This is a genomic window from Actinacidiphila sp. bgisy160, assembly GCF_965342435.1.
Lineage (GTDB): Bacteria > Actinomycetota > Actinomycetes > Streptomycetales > Streptomycetaceae > Actinacidiphila.
Genome location: NZ_CBDRCM010000030.1, coordinates 14032 through 36519 on the forward strand (window position 1 = coordinate 14032; position 22488 = coordinate 36519).

Below are 22488 nucleotides of genomic sequence, written 5' to 3' on the forward strand. Positions count from 1 at the left end.
AGCCATAGCCACCACCGAAGTGGCCCCGGTCAGGCTCGGAATCGCGTTGAGGGGAGCAACGGCTCGATGGCCAGGACCGCCCAGCCTCGGGGCGGACGGGCGCCAATCGGCCGCGCAGCCGGGCCTGTGCTCGCTGTCCATGACAGGCTCGCGCTCAGATACCGGTATCCGACATCCCCTCACGACATCTGCGCATCGGACGAAAGTCCGGTGTGGGCGTAGGATCGCGGGTTCGTCACTATCGGAGGCGGGCTGCAGTGCGGGAGTTCCAGCGGGGCGCGGTGCGGCTGCACATCCTGCACCACGCGGCCGAGGGGGAGATCGTATCCGACGTTGCACCGGCTGGAGGCGGATGGACTGCTGGTCTCCGAGCGGCAAGTAGCCGACGGCCGCGCGCGGCGGGTGTACCGGGCGACCGAGGCCGGCTGGCAGGCCCTCGCGGAAGACCGGGCAGCGCTCAAGGAGCCGGCCCGTGAAGTCCTCGGCGATGACGCACTCTGAACGCTGGTGGCTTTGGGGGCGGTGGGTGTGACGCCGTCACGGCTACTCCCGCCTGTGGCGCTGCCTCCGGGTCATCACCGCCGCGGGTGGAGTGGTCCGGTCGGGTGCCGAACGAATTTCCTGAGCGGGCATGCCGTAGCGGTTACCGGCACATAGCGGCATAAAAGGGTGTTATTCGGCCATGGCTGAATATGCGCGTCGAACTGTGCTCGGTGCCTCGATCGCGGCTCTCGGCTCGGGTGTCTGGCCCGCCGGGCTCGGCGACCCGTTCGGGGTCACGGCAGGTTCGGGTTCCCGTGCGGACTCCCGTGGGCCGACTGCCGTCTCCTTCGCTCCGCGGGGGCCTGCCGGGTATGTCAACCCGTCCGATCCCGAGGTCATCGCTGCCGAGAGGAAACGCGGGGCGGGCCGGGTGCGGCAGGTGAGGCTGGTCGCCGGCGCGACGAGCCTGGATCTGGGTGGCCCGGCCGTCAGGTCCTGGGCATACGGCGATACCTTGCCCGGCAAGGCGGTCCGGGTCATCGCGGGCGAGATCCTGGACCTCACCCTGGCCAACCGCCTGCCCGAGGCGACGACGCTGCACTCGCACGGCATTCGGCTGCGCTGCGACATGGACGGCGTGCCGGGCCTGACCCAGCGCGCGATCGAGCCGGGGGCGGACTTCAGGTACCGGTTCACTGTCGCGGACCCGGGCACGTACTGGATTCATTCCCACTCGGGCATGCAGCTGGACCGGGGCCTGTATGCCCCGCTGATCGTGGAGGACCCAAGGGAGCCCCTCGCCTACGACAGGGAGTGGATCATCGTCCTGGACGACTGGGTCGACGGGGTCGAGGGCTCCACCCCGGACAGCGTGCTGAGGGAACTGGGCGGTGGCATGGATATGCCCTTGGGAGCGGGCCGGGGGGCAGGCTCCGACACCTTCGGCCACGGCATGTCGCCCGACGGGCTGCACGTTTCAGCCCTGGGGAGGTTCCAAGGTCCCTCCCGTGTCCTGAGGGAGGCGGACAGCCCCCTGCTGGGTGGTCACGGCGGCAATGTCGCCTACCCCTACTACCTGGTCAACGGGCGTATCCCGCAGGCGCCGTCGGTGTTCCGGGCGCGCCGCGGGGACCGTATCCGGCTGCGGATCATCAACGCCGGCAGCGACACCGCCTTCCGGGTGGCGCTCGGAGGCCACCAGATGACCGTGACCCACACTGACGGCTACCCGGTGAGGCACACGAAGACCGATGCGCTGCTGGTCGGGATGGCCGAGCGGTATGACGTACTGGTGACCGCCGGGGACGGGGTGTTCCCGCTCGTCGCGCTCGCCGAGGGCAAGAAGGCCACGGCGCTGGCCGTTTTGCGCACCGGCAGCGGGAAAGCGCCGAACGCCGCCGTGCGCCCGCCGGAGCTGGACGGGCGGGTGATCCTGGCCGGCCGTCTGCAGCCCGCTGATTCCGTGGCCCTGTCCCGGCGCGAACCGGACCGCGAGCTGCGGATCCTGGTGACCGGGAACATGCGCAGGTTCAACTGGGCCTTCGACAACCAGCCCTACTCCGTCGAACAACGCCATCCGGTCCACTGGCGCGAACGGGTCCGGCTGACCCTGGTCAACAGGACGAACATGTGGCATCCCCTGCACCTGCACGGGCACACCTTCGCCCTCGCCGGCACCGCCGGCGTCGGGGCTCGCAAGGACACGGCGCCCCTGCTGCCCCACCGCGAGCTGGTGGTCGACTTCGACGCCGACAACCCCGGCCTGTGGATGCTCCACTGCCACAACCAGTACCACTCGGAATCCGGCATGATGACGATCCTCGGCTACCGGAAGTAGGGGCAGCAGAAGCCACGTCACCGACGGCGACTGACGCGTCGTGCGGAACTCGACGACACCCCACCCCTTCATGGCGACCATCCGGCTGATCGTGCCGGGCAGTTCCTGATCGAGTCCTCGCCATGCCCTTCGTGTTGCCTCGCGTTGGCGAGGGCGAGCGCCGAGTGCCTTTCTCGACGGGGACGGTTCGCCGCCGTCCTCCCTCGTCTACGGCTGCCTGTCGATGTGGGGCGCCGCCTGCCGACGATGCAGATCGGCAACTCCGTCACCCTCGCCCACGATCTTCGCGCAGGCCTCGATCAGGCGCACGCACCCCATGGCTGATCACGGAGATCCGCCGGATTCGCAGCAATCTCCAGTGCTGATGACGTCGGCGTGCCGTCCATCTGCGCCGATGCGGGCTGTCAGTCCGGGCCCGGTTCGGTCCCGCCGGTGGAGAGGATGGCGCGGCGGTGCAGGTGGGCATCGAGGGAGTAGGCGCCCGCGCCGACGATCAGCAGGAAGAGACTGCCGCACAGCTGTGCGAGGTGCAGTTTCCCGGCCCGTTGCTGCGGTTCACCAAGGGCCACCCGGTCACGATCGACGTCCACAACGACACGGGCACGCCCGAGCAGTTGCACTGGCACGGCCAGCGGGTGCCGGCGACGATCGACGGGTCCCCCGAGGAGGGCACCGCGTTCATCCCGGCCCACGGGATGCGGCGGTTGTCGTTCGTCGCCGGGCCTGCCGACTTTCGCTTCTATCACACCCACCTGGCGGCGGGCAGCGATCTGACCAGGGGGGGCAGGTGGGGCCGTCTGCATTGAGCCGAAGTCCCACCCCGCGCGTACGACCTGCTGTGAGTTGCATCTGTTCTTCGTCCGTAGGCCGTCGGCGGGCTTCCGCATGGAGGGCCACGTCCAGGTACCGGTGTTCACGCCCCGGCGCTGCCGCTGCCCCGCTCGACCGGGATCCACAGCTGGGAGTCGGTCTCCGCACCGATCTCCACCGGCTGCGTCCGCAGGAGCTCTGGACCTGTCCGGCTCGTGTACGGGTTCGAGGGAAACCACTGCGTGAACACGTCTCGCCACAGCTCCTGGAGGCCGCTCGGATAGGGCCCGTGGTTGTCGAAAACCGCCCAGGTCCCGGCCGACACGTCGAGGGCGTCGAGCTCCTCGGCGGCCACCTCGGGACCGGTCACGACGCCGATCCAGTAGTCCGCCTCGGCACCCTCCTCCCGGCTGTCGGTCAGATACACCACCGCCGACAGGATCCCGTCCGGCTCCTGGCCGACCAGCTCCTTCATCCGTACGATCGCTCGCTTATCCAGGCTTTCCATATGCGCCACGGCGGCCGCGTTGACCCCCTCGCGTACGAGCGGGAGCCGGGCCTTCTTGCCGACGACCCGAAACGACTCCTTCTCCACGATCCGGTAGCGCATGGTCGTACTCCCTTCGACGACGACACGGAAGGACATGCGCGGCTGTGCCGTGAGCACCGCACCCGTACGCCGGGCCTCGCCCGGCCCGATGCCGTGCACCGATCGGAATGCCCGGGCGAACGCCTCGCCCGAGCTGTACCCGTACCGCACCGCGACATCGAGCAGCTTCAGGTCCCCAGCCAGCACCTCGGCCCCGGCGAGCGTCATTCGCCGCCGCCGCACGTAGACCGGGAGCGACATCCCGGCGAGCGCGGAGAACAGCCGCCGGAAGTGGTACTCCGACACCGCGGCGATCCCGGCTACCTCGGCCATGTCGACCTCCCGGTCGAGGCAGGCCTCCAGGTGGTCCAGCGCCTGATTCAGCCGCTCCAGCACGCCTGTCCGTCCTTCCTTCTCGCGTCTCCACTGTAGGAACGCCCACCCTGCCAAACAGCCGCAGGAGCCACAGCGGCCAACACCTGAGCCCAAGCCGGAGTCGCTCGCCGCGCGCGGCGCCTTGACGGTCATCGGCTCTGCGGTCTGAGGCGCCGACCGGGCCGTCGCCCGACCGCGCGGCCATCAGGCCGCCCTGCTGGAGCAAAGAAGATTTGATCGCGCCCCACCCGACAAAACCAGTGCGGGAATTGTCGGGCAGGAAGCCATGGCGTTACCTGAGGCTTACGCCATGACTGATGTTAAGGGGTTTTGCGCGCCGCGGTTTGACGCAGTCCGGGCGGCCCTTGCAGCTTTGCTTCGCAAGGACGACGTGGGTGCCTCAGCGGCCGTCTACATTGACGGCGAGCCGGTGGTCGATATCTGGGGCGGGTACGCCGATGCGGACCGTTCCGTCAGCTGGGAGCGCGACACCATCGTCGGCGTGAACTCGACGAGCAAGAACATGACCGCCCTGTGCGCGCTGATTCTGGCCGACCGGGGCGAGCTCGACCTGTCTGCGCCGGTCGCCGCCTACTGGCCCGAGTTCGCCGCGGCCGGTAAGGAGAGCGTGCTGGTGCGGCACGTGCTGTCGCACACGGCGGGGCTGCCGGACCTGTCCGGGCCGAGGACGGTCGAGGAGCTCTACGACTGGGAGCGCGTGACGGCAGGGCTGGCCGCGCAAGCGCCCGAATGGGAGCCGGGAACGGCCGTCGGCTATCACGCGCTCACCTTCGGCTTCCTTGTGGGTGAGATCGTCCGCCGCATCACCGGCCGCAGTCTTGGCGAGCTCTTCGCCGAAGAGGTGGCCAAACCGCTGGGCGCGGACTTCCATATCGGGCTCTCCACCGAACATGACTACCGCCTCGCACCGCTCATCCCCCCGCCGTCACTGACCGACGAGTACGCTGCCAGCGCACCACTCGGACCGGATGGCACGCGTCGGGAAAGTACCGGTGTGGCGATCCGGGTCAAGGACGCTAACTCCGTGGCCTGGCGCCGTGCGCAGATCCCGGCGGTAAACGGCTTCGGTAACGCTCGCTCTGTCGCCCTGGCTCAGTCGGTATTGGCGAACCAGGGTTCGGCCGACGGCGTGCGGCTGCTGTCCCCCCAGGGTTGCGAGCCCGCGTGGCAGGAGGTGTTCCGCGGCGAGGACCGCGTGCTGGGGACACCGATGTGCTGGACGGTGGGTTTCGGTAAGTTCGGCAACGCCTTCGGCTGGGGCGGCTGGGGTGGCTCGCTGGTCGCGAGCGATCCCGACTCACGCATGACGGTGGCCTATGTCATGAACCAGATGATCGACCGGGACCAGCAGGAGGACAACCGCGGCATGGAGATCATCATGGCCGCCTACAGCGGACTGCACTGACAGGCAACGGGGGCCGGCACCGTCGTGGCCGCCGATGCGCAGCTTTGCACCGAAGCCGGCGACTGCCCCGGCGAGGTCCTGGTCCTCCCGCAAGGCGGCTACCTGTCGTGGCTGGAGGTCTGTCCTGGAGCGATGGCATCGAGGTGAATCCGACCGCGGCGCGTCGGTGGCTCCAGCGGCCAAGTTCATTAGCACAGGCCCGGAGTGCACGAGGGGCGAGGACGCGGCTTCTTCTCCCCCAGGCCCTGCTCTCCACCACGATGTGTCCGTCGAAGCGAATCAAGTCCGATGTGTCCGTCGAAGCGAATCAAGTCCCCCCTTGGCTGTGTCCCGTAGAGAGTCAGTTGCGCGGCAGCAGGGTTCCCAGCGGCCCGAGATCCAGATTGAGGTCCTCCGGCCGCAGTCCGTGCTGGTCGCATAGCTCGGTCATCCGCCGCTCCAGCATCATGAGCGTCAGCCCGATGCGCTCGACCTGTTCATCGTCCAGGTCGCCCTGCTCCACCCTGCGGATCGCCTGGCGTTCCATCAGTTGTCGGAGCAGCTCGACGACGGTCAGCACCAAGGCCAGCAGGTCGCGTCCGACGGTGTCGGGGTCCACATCGACTCGGGAGCCCGTCATAGTGACCCCAAGTCCGCCCAGGGAGCGGGAACCCTCTCGTTCACGGATGACAGGAGGGCGTGCAGCGACAGTCGTACCAGCGGCACGTCAGCAATGGCGATCACCACGTCCCCGCTGATCACCACTCCCGTGGCCAGGAGCCGGTCCAGCAGATCCACCAGTGGTACACCGATCGGCCCTTCAAGGGGCTCGGGTTCCTGCCACGGGACGGGTTCAGCGATCGCCATGAGCACCGTCCTCTCCTGCGAAGGAATAGGGCACCCATGGGCCAGACAGTTCGATCAGTGCTTCGGTGCGCTGCCGCAGCGTGATCACCGCTTCCGTGAAACGTGCCGTCTGGCCCTCGTCCACCAGATAGGCGCCGTTGAGGACCTGGGCGCTGTGGCGTTCGGTTGATTGTTGGTCCTGGAGCCTGAGCCGGCGTGCCGCCGCGGCCACGCCTCGGAGCACGGCGTCCGCTTCCTCGGCGGCTTGCAGCGCGGCGCGCCGGCCTTCTTCTCGTGCCCGGTGTGTACCTCGCACCCGCTCAAGGTAGGCGCGTCCGGCACCGGACGTCGGCGACCCGGTCGGCACTCGAGTAGGGACGGCGGTGCGGTCCGCGTCTGTCGCTGCTGATGCATACACCTTGACGCCCCACTCGGCCCGGCCTTCGACGCGGTCCAGCACAGCGTGGAAGCGTGCCACGTCGGCGCTGAGTGCCTGCCGGGCGCGTTCCTCGCTGCTGTAGAGAGTCGCCAGTGCCATCGGCGCAGCAGGCCCGTGGGCGGCGACGGCCGTCACCACCTCGTGGTGGGCGCGGGCGCATCGCTCCAGCTCATGGGGGTCGGATAGTCGCTCGGTCCAGGAGCGGCCGTCGGCTTCGGCCACCGGCACCTCTTGTACGACGGCGTGCAACTGCTCGAATGGCAGCGCCCGCACGGGGGCGGTGGTGATCCCCGGCAACCTGGAGAGGACATCCTCGTCCACGTGGCGGCAGACGGCGAAGACGTAGGCCGCCGCCGTGGCGGGCGGCACTGCGGGGACGGGCTGCGTCATGGCACCGGTCGCTCCTCGGCTCGTCGGGCTCGTTCGCTCGGCCGGCCCTGCTCGATGTCTTCGTTCGCTTCCGGGGCGGCCGTACCGTCCCCAGGCCCCCCGGCGTCCCGCGAGGACTGGGGTGCAGCGAGTTGCTCGCGCAGTCGCCGGTTCTCCTCTGTCAACTCTTGGCGCGCGGCGCGGGAGGAGAGCGCTGGATCGGTCTCCCACCAGTCGATGCCTGCCTTCTTCGCGGTGTCGACGGAAGCGACGAACAAGCGAAGCCGGATGGTGAGCAGCTCGATGTCCAAAAGGTCGATTTTGATGTCGCCGGCGATGACGATGCCCTTGTCCAGCACGCGCTCCAGGATGTCGGCGAGATTGCTGGTGGAGGGGCCGGGGAGCGGGCCGGCTCGCCGGTAGTCGACCTCGGTCACTGGGTCACCCCCGGGCCCGTGCTCGCTTCCAGCCGGTCGAGCAGCCGGTCCTCTTCCCGCTCGAAACGAGCCAGGTCGATCTCGCCGTCCTCCAGCGCCTGGTTCAGCGCGGCCAGTTGGGCGCGGATCACTGCCGGGTCGTTGACCTCGCGGTCGGCGGCTTCGGCAAGCTGGTCGGCGACCCAGACCACCCCTTTGACGGGGGCCAGCGGCGCGCTGAGCAGTGCGGTGAGCAACCCCATGTCAGGCCCCTGTCCCTGCTGCGGCGGCAGTGGCGCCCTCGGGCTCGGTGAAGCTGTAGCAGGGCAGCGGCCCGGCCACGCGCAGCTCGACCCGGCCCTGGTACCTGACGGACAGGTGGTCGGCAGTCGCCCGGAAGGCCGGGATGTCCTGCCGGGCGACAAGGAACGATGTGTTCATGACGGTGCCGGCGACCTGCGGCCCGTGAGAGCGGGCGACTGCCAGCGCCGCTAGTTCCGGCACGATCTCCTTTGCGGCGTCAACCGCTCGGTGCGCCAGGGTGCGGACCACCGCCTCGCCCAGGCGCACGCTCGCCTCATACCCCGGGCAGCGGTGTGCGTCCTCACGCAACTGCCGAATCCGGGGTTCCTCGGCGACCAGCGCTGCGAGCGCGCCGGTGGCGGGCAGTGCCTTGACGTTCATTTCCACGCGGTCCCTCAGCCGTTCGAGCGCGCGGAGATTCTGCTCCTGGCCGGCTTCCAGTTGCTCGTGGAGCGACTCGGCGTTCGGAGCCAGCATTCCGAAGCGCATCGGCAGCACCGGTCCGTCGATGGCCAGCGTGAGCAGCACTTCCTGGTGGGCCAACAAGTCCCGCCGCCGCGCACGCAGAGGGACGGGTGCGGCACTGATCACGGCCGCGGTCTCGCCCACGGGCAGCAATTCCGGGGCTGCAGGCGGTGTGCCCACCCCACGCAATTCCGCCGGCAGAGGGTGGTCGAAGGCGATGATGCCGTACACGTATGGCCCAGGCGCGGTCACTGCTCACTCTCCCGCCTGCGGCGTCCCTTCTCGGTCTTCGCCGGGGCGGTGCGGCGCCGCGGCCGCGCCTCCGGCTCGCCTTCCTCGTCGCTCTCATCGGAGCCGCCGACGACGTCGCGCAGTTTCTCGCCCACCGACTCAATGGTCTTTTTCACCTTGCGTTTCCCCATGGCCTTGGCTGCCGACCCGCCCAGCAACTCGGGGATTGTGGTGCTACGCGAGGTAGCCTCCAGGTCCAGTCGGTTGCACGCCTCGGCGAACTTCAAATACGTGTCCACGCTGGCGACCACGATGCGCGCGTCTATCTTCAGGATCTCGATGCCGACCAAGGAGACCCGGACGAAGACGTCGATGACCATGCCGCGGTCCAGGATGAGTTCGAGCGTGTCGTACAGCGTCCCGGCACGCGGTACGTACACGACCTCACTGCTGGAGTAAGTGGTGGTCGTGGCCATGGTCCAGGTGGTCCTCTCGGCAGGCTTCCGGTGGGCGCCGGCAGGCTGTTCAGTGGTTGGCGGTGCCTCTGTGGTAGCGGCAGACCCTGCGGTACTCGGCAGGCCGCCCGGCTCCGTCGAGTTCCACCTCGTATGTGGCCAGCAGGCTGGTCGTATCGGGGATGCGAGGCACTTCCAGCACATCGACGGCGACGCACCAACCGTCTTCGGTGCGCCGCACGGCGCACACGCTTTCGATGCGATGGACGATGAAGCTCTGCAGCCAGTCGCAGGCGGTGCGGGCGGCCTTCTCAGGCCCGACCTCTGGGACCGCTTCCCGATCGGCGTCCCCTGAGCTACCGCCGGCGCGCGCGCCCTTGATGGCTGTACTGGTACGAGTGCGGCGTTCCTCCGGCATGACACCAGCGTCACCGGGCCACCCCCTGCACGCATCCTCAAAGCGGCCGATCCGGCGATCACTGTGGGAACGCGCCCGCGGTTCACGGCGTTCTCACCGTTCAAGTGCAGCACCAGCAGCACATCGCCAACCGTCTCCCGCTCGACACCGGGCTGCAGAAACCTGGCGGGCGAGCTCCTCAAGTGGCCTTGCGCCCGCCTTCAGCCGGCATCTTCCGGACAGCTGCGCCACCACGTCAGTTCGCCCGGCCAGATGACCTGGCGACTGGGAAGCCGTTGCCTTTCCGTAGCTGATTGCTGCGCTTCCACTGGTCAGACATGGTGTCGTCTGGTCGCGCGGAGCTGGCTGACCGACACGAGGCCGGGGATGCTCATCGACCAGTAGATCACCGCCTCCGCACTGTCGGTGCGCGCCTCCAAGTCAGGCGGCGGGCGCCCATCAGCCACGCGAACCTGCGCTCCCCCAGCCACCTTTTGGGCAGCACGATGAATCCGCTGGTGTCGTCGCTGCTTCTGACCACGGTCGGGGCGATCCGCAGCACGCTGCGGGCAAGGTCAACCTGCCGGCGGCGGTAACCCTTTGGCCGGCCGCCCCGACCCTCCAGCCAACCCGGCACCGGCAGCACGTCCTGCACCACTGCCCGATCAGTGTCCGTCAGGTCCCACCGATAACGCCGCACCGTTGCCGTAGACACGCGCGAGACAATCACACGACCAAGGAGCCGAGTCGGACCCGGCCGACGCGGGGGCGTACTACTGCGACAACAGGGCCTCCTGGCGCTCGTTGGTCTCGACAACCACGAGTTCCACAGGAGACCCTGCTGTCACGCATACCCGACCGGGAGATCACCCGACCGGGAAGCCACACTCGAACCGACGCTCAGCAGGCCACCGCTCCGGGACCGGCCGAGCCTGCTGAGGTCGTGCCGCTCGAATGGGCAGGCGGGCACGTCGAGGTCGCGAACGTCGAAGCCGCTGGCGCGGAGCCGGGCGACGTCAGTGTCGACGTGGCGGCTATGGCAAAGCGCCAGCGCGTCCAGGACGTAAGGCGAGGGCGCCGATCTGGATTTCTGCGAACCAGCCCAGCCCAGCCCAGCAACAGGGCCGCCGTGAAGCAGACGTGAAGTAGGTGGTTGACCGTCCCGCCGGGCGTGTCGACCGCGTCGTCCCCGGGCGAGAAACATCACCAAGACCCACGGCACCATTGCAGTGGCCGGCGTCATGCGCAGCATTGACGGCGAGATCAGGCACATCCTCGCGCCGTCACCCGGCATCCCCTGACACAGACCGCGTGTGACAGCGCGACCTCTCCGACGGAGCCTTGTCGCCTTTGTGACCACCGCGGCGGCTTCTCCGCAGGCCGACACCTCGAACGTCTTGCCTGGACCGCAGGGGCAGTCCCTCCGCAGCGACTGCTCCATGTCCACCAGCCGCCCGGCCCGCATCGCGAGCATCCGGGTCACGATCACCCGGAGTTCCTGCACAACGGCGGGCCGCGCTTGTGGCCGTGGCTTCACAGAGCCATCCACGACACGCTGTGCGCGCCACCCGATTTGGACATCGAGCCGGAGCCGTGAGCGGCCCCCGGGTCACGCCAGGGCGAGGAAGAGCTTCTCCAGTTCCTGCTCGCTCATGGGGGGCGCCTGATCGTCCGCGGCGGCCATGCACTGGCGCATGCCGCTGGCCACGATCTTGAAGCCGGCCCGGTCCAGGGCACGGGAGACCGCGGCGAGCTGCGTGACGACATCCTTGCAGTCCCGGCCGGCCTCGATCATGGCGATCACCCCGGCCAGCTGTCCTTGAGCCCGGCGCAAGCGGTTGAGCACCGCGGCTGTCGCTTCCTGGTCCACCTGCATCGGATGCCTCCTTCACGAGCAACGGCTCATCATACCCCGATGGGTATGCCCACCAGAGGCTTCGACCGTCAAGCCGCCTGGCTCAGGCAGGACGTCCGGGGGCCGGCCAATGCTCGACAGATACGGGCGGGGGTATATGCTTCTCTTGAAAGAGATACCCCTGGGGGTATTACAGAGAGGAGTCGGACATGTACTTCGTGGAGACGCTCGCGGTCGAGGGGCTGGGAAACCGCAGCTATCTCGCGGGAGGAACGACACGCGCCGTGGCGGTCGATCCTCCGCGTGACATCGAGCGGGTCGTCGCAGCCGCGGCGCGAAGGGGAGTGTGGATCACGCACGTCGTGGAGAGCCACATCCACAACGACTACGTCACCGGGGGCCTGGAGCTGGCCCGGATCACCGGTGCGGCCTACCTGGTACCGGCCGGGGCGCACGTCTCCTTCAACCGGGTGCCGGTGGCCGACGGGGACACCGCTGTCATCGACGAGGGTCTGGCGCTGCGGGCGGTCGCGACACCCGGTCACACCCCGCACCACACCTCCTACGTCCTGGAGGACGGCGGGACTCCGGTGGCCGCGTTCACCGGCGGGTCGCTGCTGATCGGCACGGTGGGGCGGCCGGACCTGGTCGAGCCCCGGCTCACCGAGCAGCTCGCCCGGGCCCAGCACGCATCGGCGCACCGGCTGGCACAACTGCCCGACGAGGTGCGGGTGCTGCCCACCCACGGGTTCGGTTCCTTCTGTTCGTCCGCCCAGGCCGAGGGCGAGGCCAGCACCATCGGCGCCGAGAGGGTCCGTAACGACGCCCTGGTCAAGGATGTGGACTCCTTCGTCGCTGATCTGCTGGCCGGGCTGGACGCGATCCCCGCCTACTACACCCATATGGGTCCGACCAATGCCGCCGGTCCCGCCCCGGTCGACCTGACCGCGCCGAAGCGGGCGGACGCGTCGGAGATCGCCGCGCGGCTGGCCGCCGGCGAGTGGGTGGTGGACCTGCGCAACCGTGTGGCCTTCGCCGAAGGGCACGTCGCCGGTTCCCTGAACTTCGAGCTCCAGGGGCAGCTGGCCACCTACCTGGCCTGGCTGATCCCGTGGGGCAAGCCGGTCACCCTGCTCGCCGAGAGCCCCGAGCAGATCGCCGCGGCCCAGCGTGAGCTGGTCCAGGTCGGCATCGACCGCCCCGCTGCGGCGGCCACCGGTAACCCCGGCCAGTGGGTGGCGGACTCCACCGACCTGCGTTCCTTCCGCCGCGCCGACTTCCCCGCCCTGGCCAAGGCACGCGAGGCGGCCGAGACCGGGGACGAGACCGAGCGGGTCGTGGTCCTGGATGTCCGCCGCGACTCCGAGCGGGCCGGCGCCCGCATCGACGGCTCGGTGCACATCCCCCTCCACGAACTGCACCAGCGCCTGCACGGGGTTCCGGCCGGCACGGTGTGGGTGCACTGCGCGGGCGGCATGCGCGCCGCGATCGCCGCCTCCCTGCTCGACGCGGCCGGCCGCGACGTCGTGGCCGTCGACGACTCCTTCGACACCGCCCGCGAGATCGGCCTGGCCACCGGCTGACCGCCGGGTCCCGGCCGCTCCCATCAACACCGAACGCAGGACGACCATGCCGCTCTTCTCCCGCAACCCCGCTCCCGCGGAACTCACCGTCACCGAAGCGCACCAGCGCGTGCGCACCGGACAGGCGGTGCTGCTCGACGTCCGCGAGGCCGACGAATACGCCGCCGGACACGCTCCCGGCGCCGTGTGGCAGACCCTGGCCGCCGTCGCCGCCGGAGCCCCCCTCCCCGACAGCGTCGGGGACCTTCCCGTGCTGGCCGTGTGCCGCTCCGGGAACCGGTCACGCAAGGCCGCCGAACTGCTGGCAGCCCGGGGCGTCCACGCCCTCGACGTCACCGGCGGCATGCGGGCCTGGTCCGCCGCCGGCCTGCCGGTCCGCACCGGCACTGGTCACGACGGGCAGGTCATATGACCCTGCTCGTCCTCGCCCTGGTCGCCGGAGCCGTGGTCGGCCTGGCACTGGGCGGGCTCGGTGGCGGCGGCAGCATGCTCGCCGTCCCGGCCCTGATCTACCTGCTCGGCTTCACCCCCGCGCAGGCCACCACCGCAAGCCTGGTCATCGTCACCGTCACCTCACTCACCGGACTGATCGCCCACGCCCGGGCCGGACGGGTCCGCTGGCGCACCGGAGCCCTGTTCGCGGCGGCCGGACTGCCCGCCGCCGCAGCCACCGGCGCCCTGTCCTCGGCCATTCCCGGCGCCGTGCTCACCGCCGCGTTCGCCCTGCTGGCCGCCGTCGCCGCCTGGCGCATGCTCACCCCACGGCGCAGCAGCGGCCCCGTGCGGCCAGCAGGTCCCGGCCGGTCGGCGGCCACCGGTGCCGGCCTCGGCGCCGTGACCGGGCTACTGGGCGTCGGCGGCGGATTCCTCGCCGTCCCCGCCCTGGTCTCCGTGCTCGCGCTGCCGATGGCCGAGGCCGTCGGCACCAGCCTGTTGGTCATCTCCGCCAACGGCGCCGCCGCCCTCGCCCCCCGCCTGGGCAGCACCGGAAGCCTGGACTGGGCCGTCGTCGGCCCGTTCACGGCCGCCGCGATCCTGGGCGCATGGGACGGCAAACGCCTCGCCGACAAACTCTCCGGCGCCACCCTCCGGAAGATCTTCGCCATCGCCCTGCTCGCGGTGGCTGCCCTGATGCTCCTCGACGCCCTCACCTGAACCCCCACACCGAACAGCACCACGCGAAAGGAACCCCTCCCATGACCCCCACCCCCCTGACCACCGCACAGCTCCAGCCCCGCCTCGGCCAGCTCACCGTCATCGACGTCCGCTCCCCCGGCGAGTACGCCTCCGGTCACATCCCCGGCGCCCACAACATCCCCCTCGACCAGCTCCAGCGCGCCCTGCCCGCACTGCGCGCCGCCGCCGACCGCGGCGAACTCGCCCTGGTGTGCGCCTCCGGCGCCCGCTCGGCCACCGCCTGCGACCAGCTCGCCACCGCCGGCATCCCCGCCGCCACCCTCATCGGCGGCACCACCGCCTGGGCCCAGGACGGCAATCCCCTCGAACGACCCGCCGGCGGCCGCGCCACCTGGGCCATGGACCGCCAGGTCCGCATGGCCGCCGGCTCCCTCGTCCTCATCGGCCTGCTCGCCGACCTCGCCCTGCCCGGCGCCCGCTGGTTCTCCGCCGCCGTCGGCGCCGGGCTGGTCTTCTCCGCCGCCACCAACACCTGCGCCATGGGCAACCTGCTCGGCAGGCTCCCCTACAACCGCCCACGCACCGCCGCAGCCGATCTCGACAACACCCTCGCCGCCCTCCACCGATGACTCCGCTCCCCCACGGTTGAGTCGGCGGAGCCCTGCGCACGTCGAACAGGTCAACTTGGCCCTGGTCACGCCCTGGTCACCAAGAACGGACGCCGCCGGGAACCCGCGGGCGAGGTCATCGCGCCGACCGGGTTCCGTCCCGACCTGTCGTACCTGTCGGAGATCCGGCTCGGCCCGGACGAGCGGTGGCGGGCCCCGACCGCCCTCGCCGTGACCGCTATGAACAGACCCCCTCCATCGCCGCTGCCTTGTCCGGCGACATCGGGGCCGCCGCACACGCCGAGCCCCCCTCCCCGCCACCGGCATGTGGGGCGGAGCCGACCTGTTCGTCCAGCTCCGGGCAGGCGTGCGGATGCCTCCAGCGGGCTGGGGGACGAACTGGCCACGGCGGGCTGGCTGCGCAGTGTCCGCATCGCCGAGGCGGAGAAGTTCGAGCACGTCACCTATTACGTCAACGGGAGGGACAGCACCGTCCGGAATGCCGAGGAGCACGTGCGGGTCACCGGGGATCAGGCGCCCGCCTACCTGAGCAGAGCGCAGATGAAACTTCAGCCGGGTCACCGAAGCGGTGCCGAAGGCCCTGGCCCGCACCGATGCCGATCTGGTGTTCGCCAACCTCGCCACCATCGGCGTCGTCGGTCACGTCGGCGACCACGCGGCCACCGTGAAGGCGCGCGAGCCCACCGACGCCGCCATGGCCCGTGTCCTTGACGCGACCGGTCCCGCGCGGTGCTGTACCCGCACAACCCGTCCGCCGACCCGGTCCGCGTCTGTCTCGGCGCGGTCCTGCCCGGCCTTGCCGCCGAGAAGCTCCACTTCGCCGACGGCGCCATGCACACCACCCAGGAGGGCAAGGAGCACTACGCCCACCTGGACGCGTTCGGCCACGTCTGGCCCACCTACACCCCGTAAGGAGGAACAGCTCGGCCAACGCCCGTACCGTCAGGCCCGGGTACCACCAAATTGCCAACCCCGAAGGATCTGGCATGCACATACTCGTGCCCGTCCTGGTTCTGGCCTTGGTACTCCAGTGCGACTTCGTGATGAGGACGAGGTAGCTCCCCCGGTCCTGAAAAGCGAGGTCGGATTCCCGCCAGCGTGCAAGGCCGGATCCCGCGATGCTCAACGTCATGAACCGACTCGAAGGAAACGTGACCTTGGTGACCGGCGGAAGCCGGGGCATCGGCGCTGCTGTGGCACTCCGTCTGGCTGAAGAAGGTGCCGACGTCGCCCTGACCTACGAAAGCAACGCGACGTGCGCCACCGACGTCGTGGAGCAGATCAAGGCCATCGGCCGCCGGGCGCTGGCCGTCCAGGCCGACAGCGCGGCCCCTGAGGCCCTGACCGCTGCAGTCAACGAAACCGTCGCGACATTTGGCGCGCTGGACATCCTGGTCAACAACGCCGGAGTCTTCCTCGTCGGCCCACTTGAGGACGTAGGGCCAGCAGAGATCGACCGCACCCTGACGGTGAACGTCCGGGCGCCGTTCGTGACATCCCAGGCGGCGGTACGTCACATGGGCGAAGGGGGCCGCATCATCAGCATCGGCAGCAATATGGCCGAACGCGCGGTCTTCCCCGGGATGGCGCTGTACTCGATGAGCAAGACCGCCCTCGTCGGCATGACCAAGGGCCTGGCCCGGGAACTCGGCCCCCGTGGGATCACCGTCAATCTGGTGCACCCGGGTCCCACCGACACCGACGCCAACCCAGCTCACGGTCCCAACGCCGGCACCATCGCCGGCTTCACGGCCCTGGGCCGTTATGCGGAAGCGGCCGAGATCGCCGCCACCGTCGCCCATCTGGCAAGTTCCGACGGTCAGTACATAACCGGAGCAACGATCAACGTCGATGGAGGATTCACCGCCTGATGCGGGAGCCTACATCGCACAGACACTCCGAGCTGGTCCGTGTTGCCGGTATCCGCTGGAGCACCGAGGAGTGCTTCCAGGCCGCTCCCGCTGGCTTCTGGCCGTGTTGTGTGCGCCGCGTGCTCCTGTTAAGGGTTCAGGCTGCCGGTGACAGCAGGCCCGCGAGTCTGGGGAGAACGCCGGGCGCCACCCGGTAGTACACCCCAGCCGGCCCGCCGCTCGGACACCAGGAATCCGGCCTCGCGCAGTTTGCGCAGGTGGGTGGCTGACGGTGGGCTGCGAGACGCCGACGTCCTGGATGTCGCAGACGCAGGCCTCCCCGCCGGATTGGGCGGCGACCCTGGAGCGGAGTGTTCTTCTCGCCCCAGCGGCTGGCAGCACTCCAGCGACGCGGTGATGTCCAGAACGCCGGAGTCAAATGAGACGCACTTCTTCATCTCCCCTCATCTCATCACTTTCCGACCCCACGAGGGAGGAGGGATTCCCTTCTCACTGATTCGACGTATCTCTATGTTGACGAATATCTATTCAGGGTCCATGCTGAGGGGCATAGACACACATCGAAACCGAGGAGCGCTCCGTGACCCCGCCCGCTACTGCCGAGCTGCCCATCGCCGTCATCGGGGCCGGACCCATCGGTCTGGCCGCCGCCGCCCACCTGGTGGAGCGCGGTCTCCTTCCCCTCGTCCTGGAGGCCGGACCGGGGGCGGGCACCGCGCTGCGCCAGTGGTCGCACGTGCGGCTGTTCTCCACCTGGTCCGAGCTCACCGACGAGGCCGCCGAGAAGCTGCTCGCGCCCACCGGATGGACCGCGCCCGACGCCGCCTCCTACCCCACCGGCGGTGACTGGGCCGCTCAGTACCTGGAGCCCCTGGCCGGCGTCCTCGGCGAGAGGATCCGCTACGGCGCCACCGTCACCGGTGTCTCCCGCGCCGGGCGTGACCGCATCGTCGACGCCGACCGCGACACCCAGCCGTTCGTGCTGCACGTGAGGTACGCCGACGGCCGCGAGGAGCGCGTGGTGGCGCGCGCCGTGATCGACGCCTCCGGCACCTGGACCACGCCCAGCCCGGCCGGCGGCAACGGTCTGCCCGCGCTGGGTGAGAAGGCCGCGGCCGACCGCATCACCTACCGCGTCCCGGACCTGAAGGACCCCGCCGTGCGGGCCCGTTACGCGGGCAGGCGCACCGCTGTGATCGGCTCCGGGGCCTCCGCCTTCACCGCGCTCGCCCTGCTCGCCGACCTGGCCAAGGCCGAGGACAGCAGCGGCACGCACGCGGTGTGGATCCTGCGCCGCGGGATCTCCGGCTCCACCTTCGGCGGGGGCACCGCCGACCAGCTGCCCGCCCGCGGCGCGCTCGGCCTGGCCGCCAAGGCCGCCGTCGACGCCGGCCACGCCGACGCCGTCACGGGCTTCCGCACCGAGGCGATCGAACGCGACAGCGACGGGCGCCTGGTGCTGGTCGCCGACGACGGGCGGCGGCTGGAGCCGGTCGACGAGGTGATCGTGCTGACCGGGTTCCGGCCCGACCTGTCGTTCCTGTCGGAGATCCGTCTCGGCCTGGACGAGCGTTTGCAGGCCCCCGTGGAGCTGGCGCCGCTGATCGACCCCAACGTGCACTCCTGCGGCACCGTCTACCCGCACGGCCGCAAGGAGCTCTCCCACCCCGAACAGGGCATCTACCTGGTCGGCATGAAGTCCTACGGCCGAGCCCCCACGTTCCTGGCCATGACCGGCTACGAGCAGGCCCGCTCCGTGGTCGCCGCCATCGCCGGTGACCTGGAGGCCGCCGACCGGGTCGAGCTGGTGCTGCCGGAGTCCGGCGTGTGCGGCGGGGCCGGCCTGTTCGACACCCCCGACACGCAGCAGGACACCGCAGGCGGCTGCTGCTCGGCCCCTGCTCCGCAGCTGATCCAGATCGCGCCCGGCGCCCTGACCCTCCCGGTCGCCGGCACCACGGGTTCCGGCAACTGCTGCTGACCTTGTGCCGGTTCCGGGGCCGGTGAGCCGGCCCCGGAACCGGCCCCCTTTCCCACCCTCTGGAGGAACGACGATGTCCCGGCTCCAGCTCGCTCTGCGCGTCCCCGACCTCGACGCGGCCGTCGCCTTCTACAGCAAGCTGTTCGCCGCCGAGCCCGCCAAGCTCCGCGACGGCTACGCCAACTTCGCCATCGCCGAGCCCCCGCTCAAGCTCGTCCTGTTCCAGGGCGAGCCCGGCGAGGACACCCGCATGGACCACCTCGGCGTGGAGGTCGCCTCCACCGACGAGGTCACCGCCGCCACCACCCGCCTGTTCCAGGCGGGCCTGGCCACCTTCGAGGAGAACGACACCACCTGCTGCTATGCCCTGCAGGACAAGGTCTGGGTCCACGGCCCGGGCAAAGAGCCCTGGGAGGTCTACGTCGTCAAGGCCGATACCGGCGACCTGACCCAGCAGCCGGCCGGCACCTGTTGCACCACCGACACCGCACCGGCCGAACCCGCCTCGGCGGCGGCCGGCGGGTGCTGCTGACCACCGTGACGGAAGTGAACTCCCGCGCGGCCGGGACCGGAGCAAAGGACCGGTCCCGGCCGCGCGCCGCGCTGCCCGCCCTCTGCCTGACGCAAGTCACCAGCAGGGGCGTGGCCTACTAGGCCTTCCCGGTCCTCAACCCTGCGATCACCAAAGACACCGGCTGGTCCCAAGCCGCGACCACCGCGGCGTTCTCCGCCGCGCTGCTCGTCTCCGCCCTGGCCGGGATCCCCATCGGCCGCATCCTCGACACCCGCGGCCCCGCACCGTCATGACCGCCGGTTCCGCCCTGGCCACGCTCGCCCTGCTCCCCATCGCCGCCGCCCCCACCCTCGCCGTGTTCGGCCTGGGGTGGCTGCTCGCCGGAATCGCCATGGCAGCGACGTTCTACCAACCCGGCTTCGCCGCCCTCACCCGCTGGTGGGGCGAGCACCGCGTCCGCGCTCTGACCACCGTCACCCTCGCCGGCGGCCTCGCCTCCACCGTCTTCGCACCCCTCACCGCGGCCCAGGCCGGACACCTTTCCTGGCGCGCCACCTACACCGCCCTCACCGTGGTCCTGGCCGCCGTCACCATCCCCGCCCACGCCCTCGCCCTGCGCGGACCCTGGCCACCCGCCCCACCCCCGGGCGCTTCGAAGACCGGCCACGACTCGAGCGGCGTCGCCCGCAGCAGGCCCTTCCTGCTGCTCGCCGCCGCCTTCACCCTCTCCGGGTTCGCGATGTACGCGGTCGCCGCTCCCACCGGCCTTTTGCTGTCGGCACCGAGGGTTGAGGGCCTCCTGCACTTCGCGGCCACCGTCAGCGTCTGCCGCCTCGTCCTCACCCTGCGCGCGATCACCCAGTTGCGTACGCCGGCGTGAGCAACCCGGCAAAGATCTGGGACGCAGGGGACGGCACGGCTCTCCCGCCACCAGCACCTCCCGCATCGCATGCCCCTTGACCAGGCGCCCGGATCGCTGCCGCTGAAGGACATCCGAACCTGAATGGTTCGACGTGTGTGAACATAGACGCATGTCGAAAGTCAAAGGTCTGCCGGTACCAGACCTCGAGTCCGTGGCACCGTGCTGCCCGCCGCTGACCGAGCGCGCGCTGAACGTGGAGGAGGCGGAGGTGGCCGCCCGGATGTTCAAGGCGCTGGGTGACCCGGTCCGGCTCCGCCTGTTCTCCGCGGTCGCCTCCCACGAGGGCGGCGAGGCCTGTGTCTGCGACATCTCCGACGTCGGCGTCACGCAGCCGACCGTCTCCCACCACCTGAAGAAGCTCAAGGAAGCCGGCCTGCTCACCTCCGAGCGGCGCGGCACCTGGGTCTACTACCGCGTCGAGCCGTCCGTGCTGGCCGCGATGGGCAAGTTGCTGTCCAGTGCCGCAACAGCGTGACCCAAGCCCTCCCGGGCCGGCCGACACACGTCACGCGGCCTTGGGGGTCGGGTCTGCGAGGGCCGCAGCCTCCATGCGGGACCTGCGCGCGTCCATGGCCGTCTTCAGGCGCTTGTGGAGCGCACCAGGGCGGCGATCTCGCGTGCCGCCTCACGGGCGGGACGTCCGACACCGATGAGGGTGGCGGAGGCGGGGCCGGTCCAGCGCCCCGTCCTCGTACGGGGCGCTGGACCGGCAGGTCGTAGCGCTTCTCGTACTCGCTCAGGTACGCCACGACATGGGCGGCGTCCGGGTGGATGGCGCCGGGCTGGTGCGGCATCGGCCGACCGGGAAGGGAGGAGTACGGGGCGGGAGAGAACAGGTGGAGGGAGTCCCAGGCGTGCCGCCCGGCCCCTCCGGGGCTGTTTTGCGCGTCGAGGATGACGAAGTCCAGGCCGATGTGGCGTAGGTGATAGCCGACGGCGAGGCCCGATTGGCCCGCGCCGATGACCACCACCTGCGTCGGTCGGTTCACTTCTCTATGCGGGCGAAGATCAGCGCGACCAGGGCCAGGCCGATGATGCCGCCGACGATCTGCATGCCGATGAAGCCGGGCACCGAGCCGGGAGCGATACCGGCGAAGGTGTCGGAGAAGGCCCGGCCGATGGTGACCGCGGGGTTCGCGAAGGAGGTTGAGGAGGTGAACCAGTACGCGGCGCCGATGTAGGAGGCGACCGCGACCGCCGCGAAGTGCAGTCGCCGGGTGCGGGCCAGTCCGAAGATCAGCAGCACCAGGCCCGCGGTGGCGACGACCTCGCCGAGCAGCAGGTGCCCGGCCGAGCGGTCGTGCGTGGACCACTTCACCAGCGGCTCGGCGAACATGGCATCGGCCAGGACCGCGCCGGCGATCGCCCCGGCGACCTGAGCCGGAATGTAGGCGGCGGCTTCGCGGGCGGTGACGCCGTCGCCGCCCTCGCGGCGGGAGGTCCACCACTCGGCGAGGGTGACGACCGGGTTGAAGTGCGCGCCGGAGACCGGGCCCAGCAGGGCGATGAGCACACCCAGACCGAAGACGGTGGCGATGGCGTTGGCCAGCAGCTGGACGCCGACGTCCTTGCTGAGCTCGGTGGCCTGGATGCCGGAGCCGATCACCACGGCGACCAGCGCGGCGGTGCCGACCAGTTCGGCGGCGGCCTTGCGGGTAAGCGGGACGCGCGGCGCGGGGACGACGGCGGGGGCGGATTCCGCCGTGATCTCGGGGGCGGTCTCGGTGGCGCTCAACGGGACTCCTGTCGGCGAAGCGCGAGGGGCGGGGATCAGGGGCAGGCGCGTTTGGTGTTGTTCTCGGCGGTGGCCCGGGCGGTGGCGGCCAGATCGGTGAACGACCCGGCCAGGCTCTCGAGGACTTCCGGCCGCAGCCGGTAGTAGGTGAACCGGCCGCAGGGCTCGGTCTCGACGACACCGGCCTCTCTGAGCACCTTCAGGTGGTTGGAGAGGTTGGTCTGACGGGCGCCCGTCTCCTCCACGAGATGCGTGGTGCACAGCGTCTCGCGGGCGAGCAGGCTCACGATCCGGAGCCTGAGCGGGTCCGCCAGAACCCGGATCAGATCAGTGTCGACTGACGTCAGCATGGGCTGATACTGTCACATCAGCCGGGGCTGATGCCAGCCCGGGCATCCCGCCGTAGACAAGAGAGACCACCATGTCCGACAAGCCCTCCGTGCTCTTCGTCTGTGTCCACAACGCCGGCCGCTCCCAGATGGCCGCCGCGTGGCTCACCCACCTCGCCGGGGACCGCGTGGAGGTCCGCTCGGCCGGCTCCGCCCCCGCCGACCAGGTCAACCCGGCCGTCGTCGAGGCGATGAAGGAAGTCGGCATCGACATCTCCGCCGAGATCCCGAAGGTGCTGACCGTCGAGGCCGTCCAGGCCTCGGACGTGTGCGTCACCATGGGCTGCGGCGACACCTGCCCGGTCTTCCCCGGCAAGCGCTACCTGGACTGGGACCTGGAGGACCCGGCCGGCCAGGGCGTCGAGGCCGTCCGCCCGATCCGTGACGAGATCAAGGCCCGGATCGAGGGCCTGATCGCCGAGATCGCGCGGGAGCCGAAGGCATGAGCTGAC

26 protein-coding genes and 4 pseudogenes are annotated in these 22488 nt (G+C 70.2%); 16 read left to right on the top strand and 14 right to left on the bottom strand.

Annotation, left to right across the window (positions count from 1 at the left end; genetic code table 11):
• Window positions 1–333: 333 nt before the first annotated feature.
• The 3 genes from ACRWNP_RS22650 (at window position 334) to ACRWNP_RS22660 (ending at window position 3126) form a co-directional block, all read left to right on the top strand.
• A complete protein-coding gene (locus ACRWNP_RS22650; protein ID WP_431964144.1) occupies window positions 334–501 on the top strand; it encodes a PadR family transcriptional regulator in 168 nt (55 codons plus the stop codon).
• Between the two features lie 181 nt (window positions 502–682).
• A complete protein-coding gene (locus tag ACRWNP_RS22655; RefSeq protein WP_431964146.1) occupies window positions 683–2320 on the top strand; it encodes a multicopper oxidase family protein in 1638 nt (545 codons plus the stop codon).
• A 452-nt stretch (window positions 2321–2772) separates the two neighbouring features.
• The gene (locus ACRWNP_RS22660; RefSeq protein ID WP_431964148.1) at window positions 2773–3126 is read left to right on the top strand and encodes a multicopper oxidase domain-containing protein; all 354 of its coding nucleotides are present in this window, start codon (window positions 2773–2775) and stop codon (window positions 3124–3126) included.
• Window positions 3127–3233: 107 nt separating this feature from the next.
• On the opposite strand, the gene ACRWNP_RS22665 is transcribed toward ACRWNP_RS22660, so the two are convergent.
• A complete protein-coding gene (locus ACRWNP_RS22665; RefSeq protein WP_431964150.1) occupies window positions 3234–4115 on the bottom strand; it encodes an AraC family transcriptional regulator in 882 nt (293 codons plus the stop codon).
• A 289-nt stretch (window positions 4116–4404) separates the two neighbouring features.
• Here ACRWNP_RS22665 and ACRWNP_RS22670 point away from each other — a divergent pair, with 289 nt between their 5' ends.
• On the top strand, window positions 4405–5520 hold the full coding sequence (locus ACRWNP_RS22670; protein WP_431964152.1) for a serine hydrolase domain-containing protein: 1116 nt from the start codon (window positions 4405–4407) through the stop codon (window positions 5518–5520).
• Window positions 5521–5860: 340 nt separating this feature from the next.
• Here ACRWNP_RS22670 and ACRWNP_RS22675 read toward each other — a convergent pair whose 3' ends face one another.
• The 9 genes from ACRWNP_RS22675 to ACRWNP_RS22715 form a co-directional block, all read right to left on the bottom strand.
• Window positions 5861–6139: a gas vesicle protein K gene (locus tag ACRWNP_RS22675; RefSeq protein WP_431964154.1), complete on the bottom strand. Its 279-nt coding sequence runs from the start codon at window positions 6137–6139 to the stop codon at window positions 5861–5863.
• Complete coding sequence (locus ACRWNP_RS22680; protein WP_431964156.1) at window positions 6136–6366, bottom strand: gas vesicle protein; 231 nt, start codon at window positions 6364–6366, stop codon at window positions 6136–6138. The genes ACRWNP_RS22675 and ACRWNP_RS22680 overlap by 4 nt, the downstream gene beginning before the upstream one ends.
• Complete coding sequence (locus ACRWNP_RS22685; RefSeq protein ID WP_431964158.1) at window positions 6353–7174, bottom strand: GvpL/GvpF family gas vesicle protein; 822 nt, start codon at window positions 7172–7174, stop codon at window positions 6353–6355. The genes ACRWNP_RS22680 and ACRWNP_RS22685 overlap by 14 nt, the downstream gene beginning before the upstream one ends.
• A complete protein-coding gene (locus ACRWNP_RS22690) occupies window positions 7171–7590 on the bottom strand; it encodes a gas vesicle protein (protein WP_431964160.1) in 420 nt (139 codons plus the stop codon). The genes ACRWNP_RS22685 and ACRWNP_RS22690 overlap by 4 nt, the downstream gene beginning before the upstream one ends.
• Entirely contained in the window at window positions 7587–7832 is a 246-nt protein-coding gene (locus tag ACRWNP_RS22695; protein WP_431964162.1) for a gas vesicle protein GvpG, read from the bottom strand. The genes ACRWNP_RS22690 and ACRWNP_RS22695 overlap by 4 nt, the downstream gene beginning before the upstream one ends.
• A 1-nt stretch (window position 7833) precedes the next feature.
• Complete coding sequence (locus ACRWNP_RS22700) at window positions 7834–8568, bottom strand: GvpL/GvpF family gas vesicle protein (protein ID WP_431964164.1); 735 nt, start codon at window positions 8566–8568, stop codon at window positions 7834–7836.
• Window positions 8569–8585: 17 nt separating this feature from the next.
• The gene (locus ACRWNP_RS22705; protein ID WP_431964166.1) at window positions 8586–9044 is read right to left on the bottom strand and encodes a gas vesicle structural protein GvpA; all 459 of its coding nucleotides are present in this window, start codon (window positions 9042–9044) and stop codon (window positions 8586–8588) included.
• 49 nt (window positions 9045–9093) lie between these two features.
• On the bottom strand, window positions 9094–9441 hold the full coding sequence (locus tag ACRWNP_RS22710) for a gas vesicle protein (RefSeq protein WP_431964168.1): 348 nt from the start codon (window positions 9439–9441) through the stop codon (window positions 9094–9096).
• A gap of 1588 nt (window positions 9442–11029) precedes the next feature.
• Window positions 11030–11296 (bottom strand): metal-sensitive transcriptional regulator, encoded by a 267-nt coding sequence (locus tag ACRWNP_RS22715; protein ID WP_431964170.1) that lies wholly within the window; start codon window positions 11294–11296, stop codon window positions 11030–11032.
• Between the two features lie 188 nt (window positions 11297–11484).
• Here ACRWNP_RS22715 and ACRWNP_RS22720 point away from each other — a divergent pair, with 188 nt between their 5' ends.
• The 7 genes and pseudogenes from ACRWNP_RS22720 (at window position 11485) to ACRWNP_RS22750 (ending at window position 16495) form a co-directional block, all read left to right on the top strand.
• Window positions 11485–12858, top strand: coding sequence for an MBL fold metallo-hydrolase (locus ACRWNP_RS22720; RefSeq protein WP_431964172.1), 1374 nt, complete (start codon window positions 11485–11487; stop codon window positions 12856–12858).
• Between the two features lie 46 nt (window positions 12859–12904).
• Window positions 12905–13270, top strand: coding sequence for a rhodanese-like domain-containing protein (locus tag ACRWNP_RS22725; RefSeq protein ID WP_431964174.1), 366 nt, complete (start codon window positions 12905–12907; stop codon window positions 13268–13270).
• Window positions 13267–14013, top strand: coding sequence for a sulfite exporter TauE/SafE family protein (locus ACRWNP_RS22730; protein ID WP_431964176.1), 747 nt, complete (start codon window positions 13267–13269; stop codon window positions 14011–14013). Before ACRWNP_RS22725 ends, ACRWNP_RS22730 begins: the two co-directional genes overlap by 4 nt.
• A 41-nt stretch (window positions 14014–14054) precedes the next feature.
• A complete protein-coding gene (locus tag ACRWNP_RS22735; RefSeq protein WP_431964178.1) occupies window positions 14055–14624 on the top strand; it encodes a rhodanese-like domain-containing protein in 570 nt (189 codons plus the stop codon).
• Window positions 14625–15228: 604 nt separating this feature from the next.
• Window positions 15229–15282, top strand: a pseudogene (locus ACRWNP_RS22740) (hypothetical protein); the annotation flags it as partial.
• 71 nt (window positions 15283–15353) lie between these two features.
• Complete coding sequence (locus ACRWNP_RS22745) at window positions 15354–15536, top strand: hypothetical protein (protein WP_431964294.1); 183 nt, start codon at window positions 15354–15356, stop codon at window positions 15534–15536.
• Window positions 15537–15754: 218 nt separating this feature from the next.
• Window positions 15755–16495, top strand: coding sequence for an SDR family NAD(P)-dependent oxidoreductase (locus ACRWNP_RS22750; protein WP_431964180.1), 741 nt, complete (start codon window positions 15755–15757; stop codon window positions 16493–16495).
• Window positions 16496–16631: 136 nt separating this feature from the next.
• Here ACRWNP_RS22750 and ACRWNP_RS22755 read toward each other — a convergent pair.
• A pseudogene (locus tag ACRWNP_RS22755) lies at window positions 16632–16855 on the bottom strand (helix-turn-helix domain-containing protein); the annotation flags it as partial.
• A 220-nt stretch (window positions 16856–17075) separates the two neighbouring features.
• On the opposite strand from ACRWNP_RS22755, the gene ACRWNP_RS22760 reads away from it, so the two are divergent.
• From ACRWNP_RS22760 to ACRWNP_RS22775, 4 genes and pseudogenes are all read left to right on the top strand, one after another.
• Window positions 17076–18476 (top strand): NAD(P)-binding domain-containing protein, encoded by a 1401-nt coding sequence (locus ACRWNP_RS22760; protein WP_431964182.1) that lies wholly within the window; start codon window positions 17076–17078, stop codon window positions 18474–18476.
• A gap of 73 nt (window positions 18477–18549) precedes the next feature.
• Window positions 18550–19008: an ArsI/CadI family heavy metal resistance metalloenzyme gene (locus ACRWNP_RS22765; RefSeq protein WP_431964184.1), complete on the top strand. Its 459-nt coding sequence runs from the start codon at window positions 18550–18552 to the stop codon at window positions 19006–19008.
• 5 nt (window positions 19009–19013) lie between these two features.
• A pseudogene (locus ACRWNP_RS22770) lies at window positions 19014–19765 on the top strand (MFS transporter); the annotation flags it as partial.
• A 256-nt stretch (window positions 19766–20021) separates the two neighbouring features.
• Entirely contained in the window at window positions 20022–20387 is a 366-nt protein-coding gene (locus tag ACRWNP_RS22775) for an ArsR/SmtB family transcription factor (RefSeq protein ID WP_431964186.1), read from the top strand.
• 214 nt (window positions 20388–20601) lie between these two features.
• Here ACRWNP_RS22775 and ACRWNP_RS22780 read toward each other — a convergent pair.
• The 3 genes and pseudogenes from ACRWNP_RS22780 to ACRWNP_RS22790 form a co-directional block, all read right to left on the bottom strand.
• Window positions 20602–20901 (bottom strand): annotated as a pseudogene (locus tag ACRWNP_RS22780) (FAD-dependent oxidoreductase); the annotation flags it as partial.
• Window positions 20898–21647 (bottom strand): aquaporin, encoded by a 750-nt coding sequence (locus ACRWNP_RS22785; RefSeq protein WP_431964188.1) that lies wholly within the window; start codon window positions 21645–21647, stop codon window positions 20898–20900. The pseudogene ACRWNP_RS22780 and the gene ACRWNP_RS22785, both read right to left, overlap by 4 nt.
• A gap of 35 nt (window positions 21648–21682) precedes the next feature.
• Window positions 21683–21997, bottom strand: coding sequence for an ArsR/SmtB family transcription factor (locus ACRWNP_RS22790; RefSeq protein WP_431964190.1), 315 nt, complete (start codon window positions 21995–21997; stop codon window positions 21683–21685).
• Window positions 21998–22068: 71 nt separating this feature from the next.
• On the opposite strand from ACRWNP_RS22790, the gene ACRWNP_RS22795 reads away from it, so the two are divergent.
• A complete protein-coding gene (locus ACRWNP_RS22795; RefSeq protein ID WP_431964192.1) occupies window positions 22069–22482 on the top strand; it encodes an arsenate reductase ArsC in 414 nt (137 codons plus the stop codon).
• Window positions 22483–22488 lie beyond the last annotated feature (6 nt).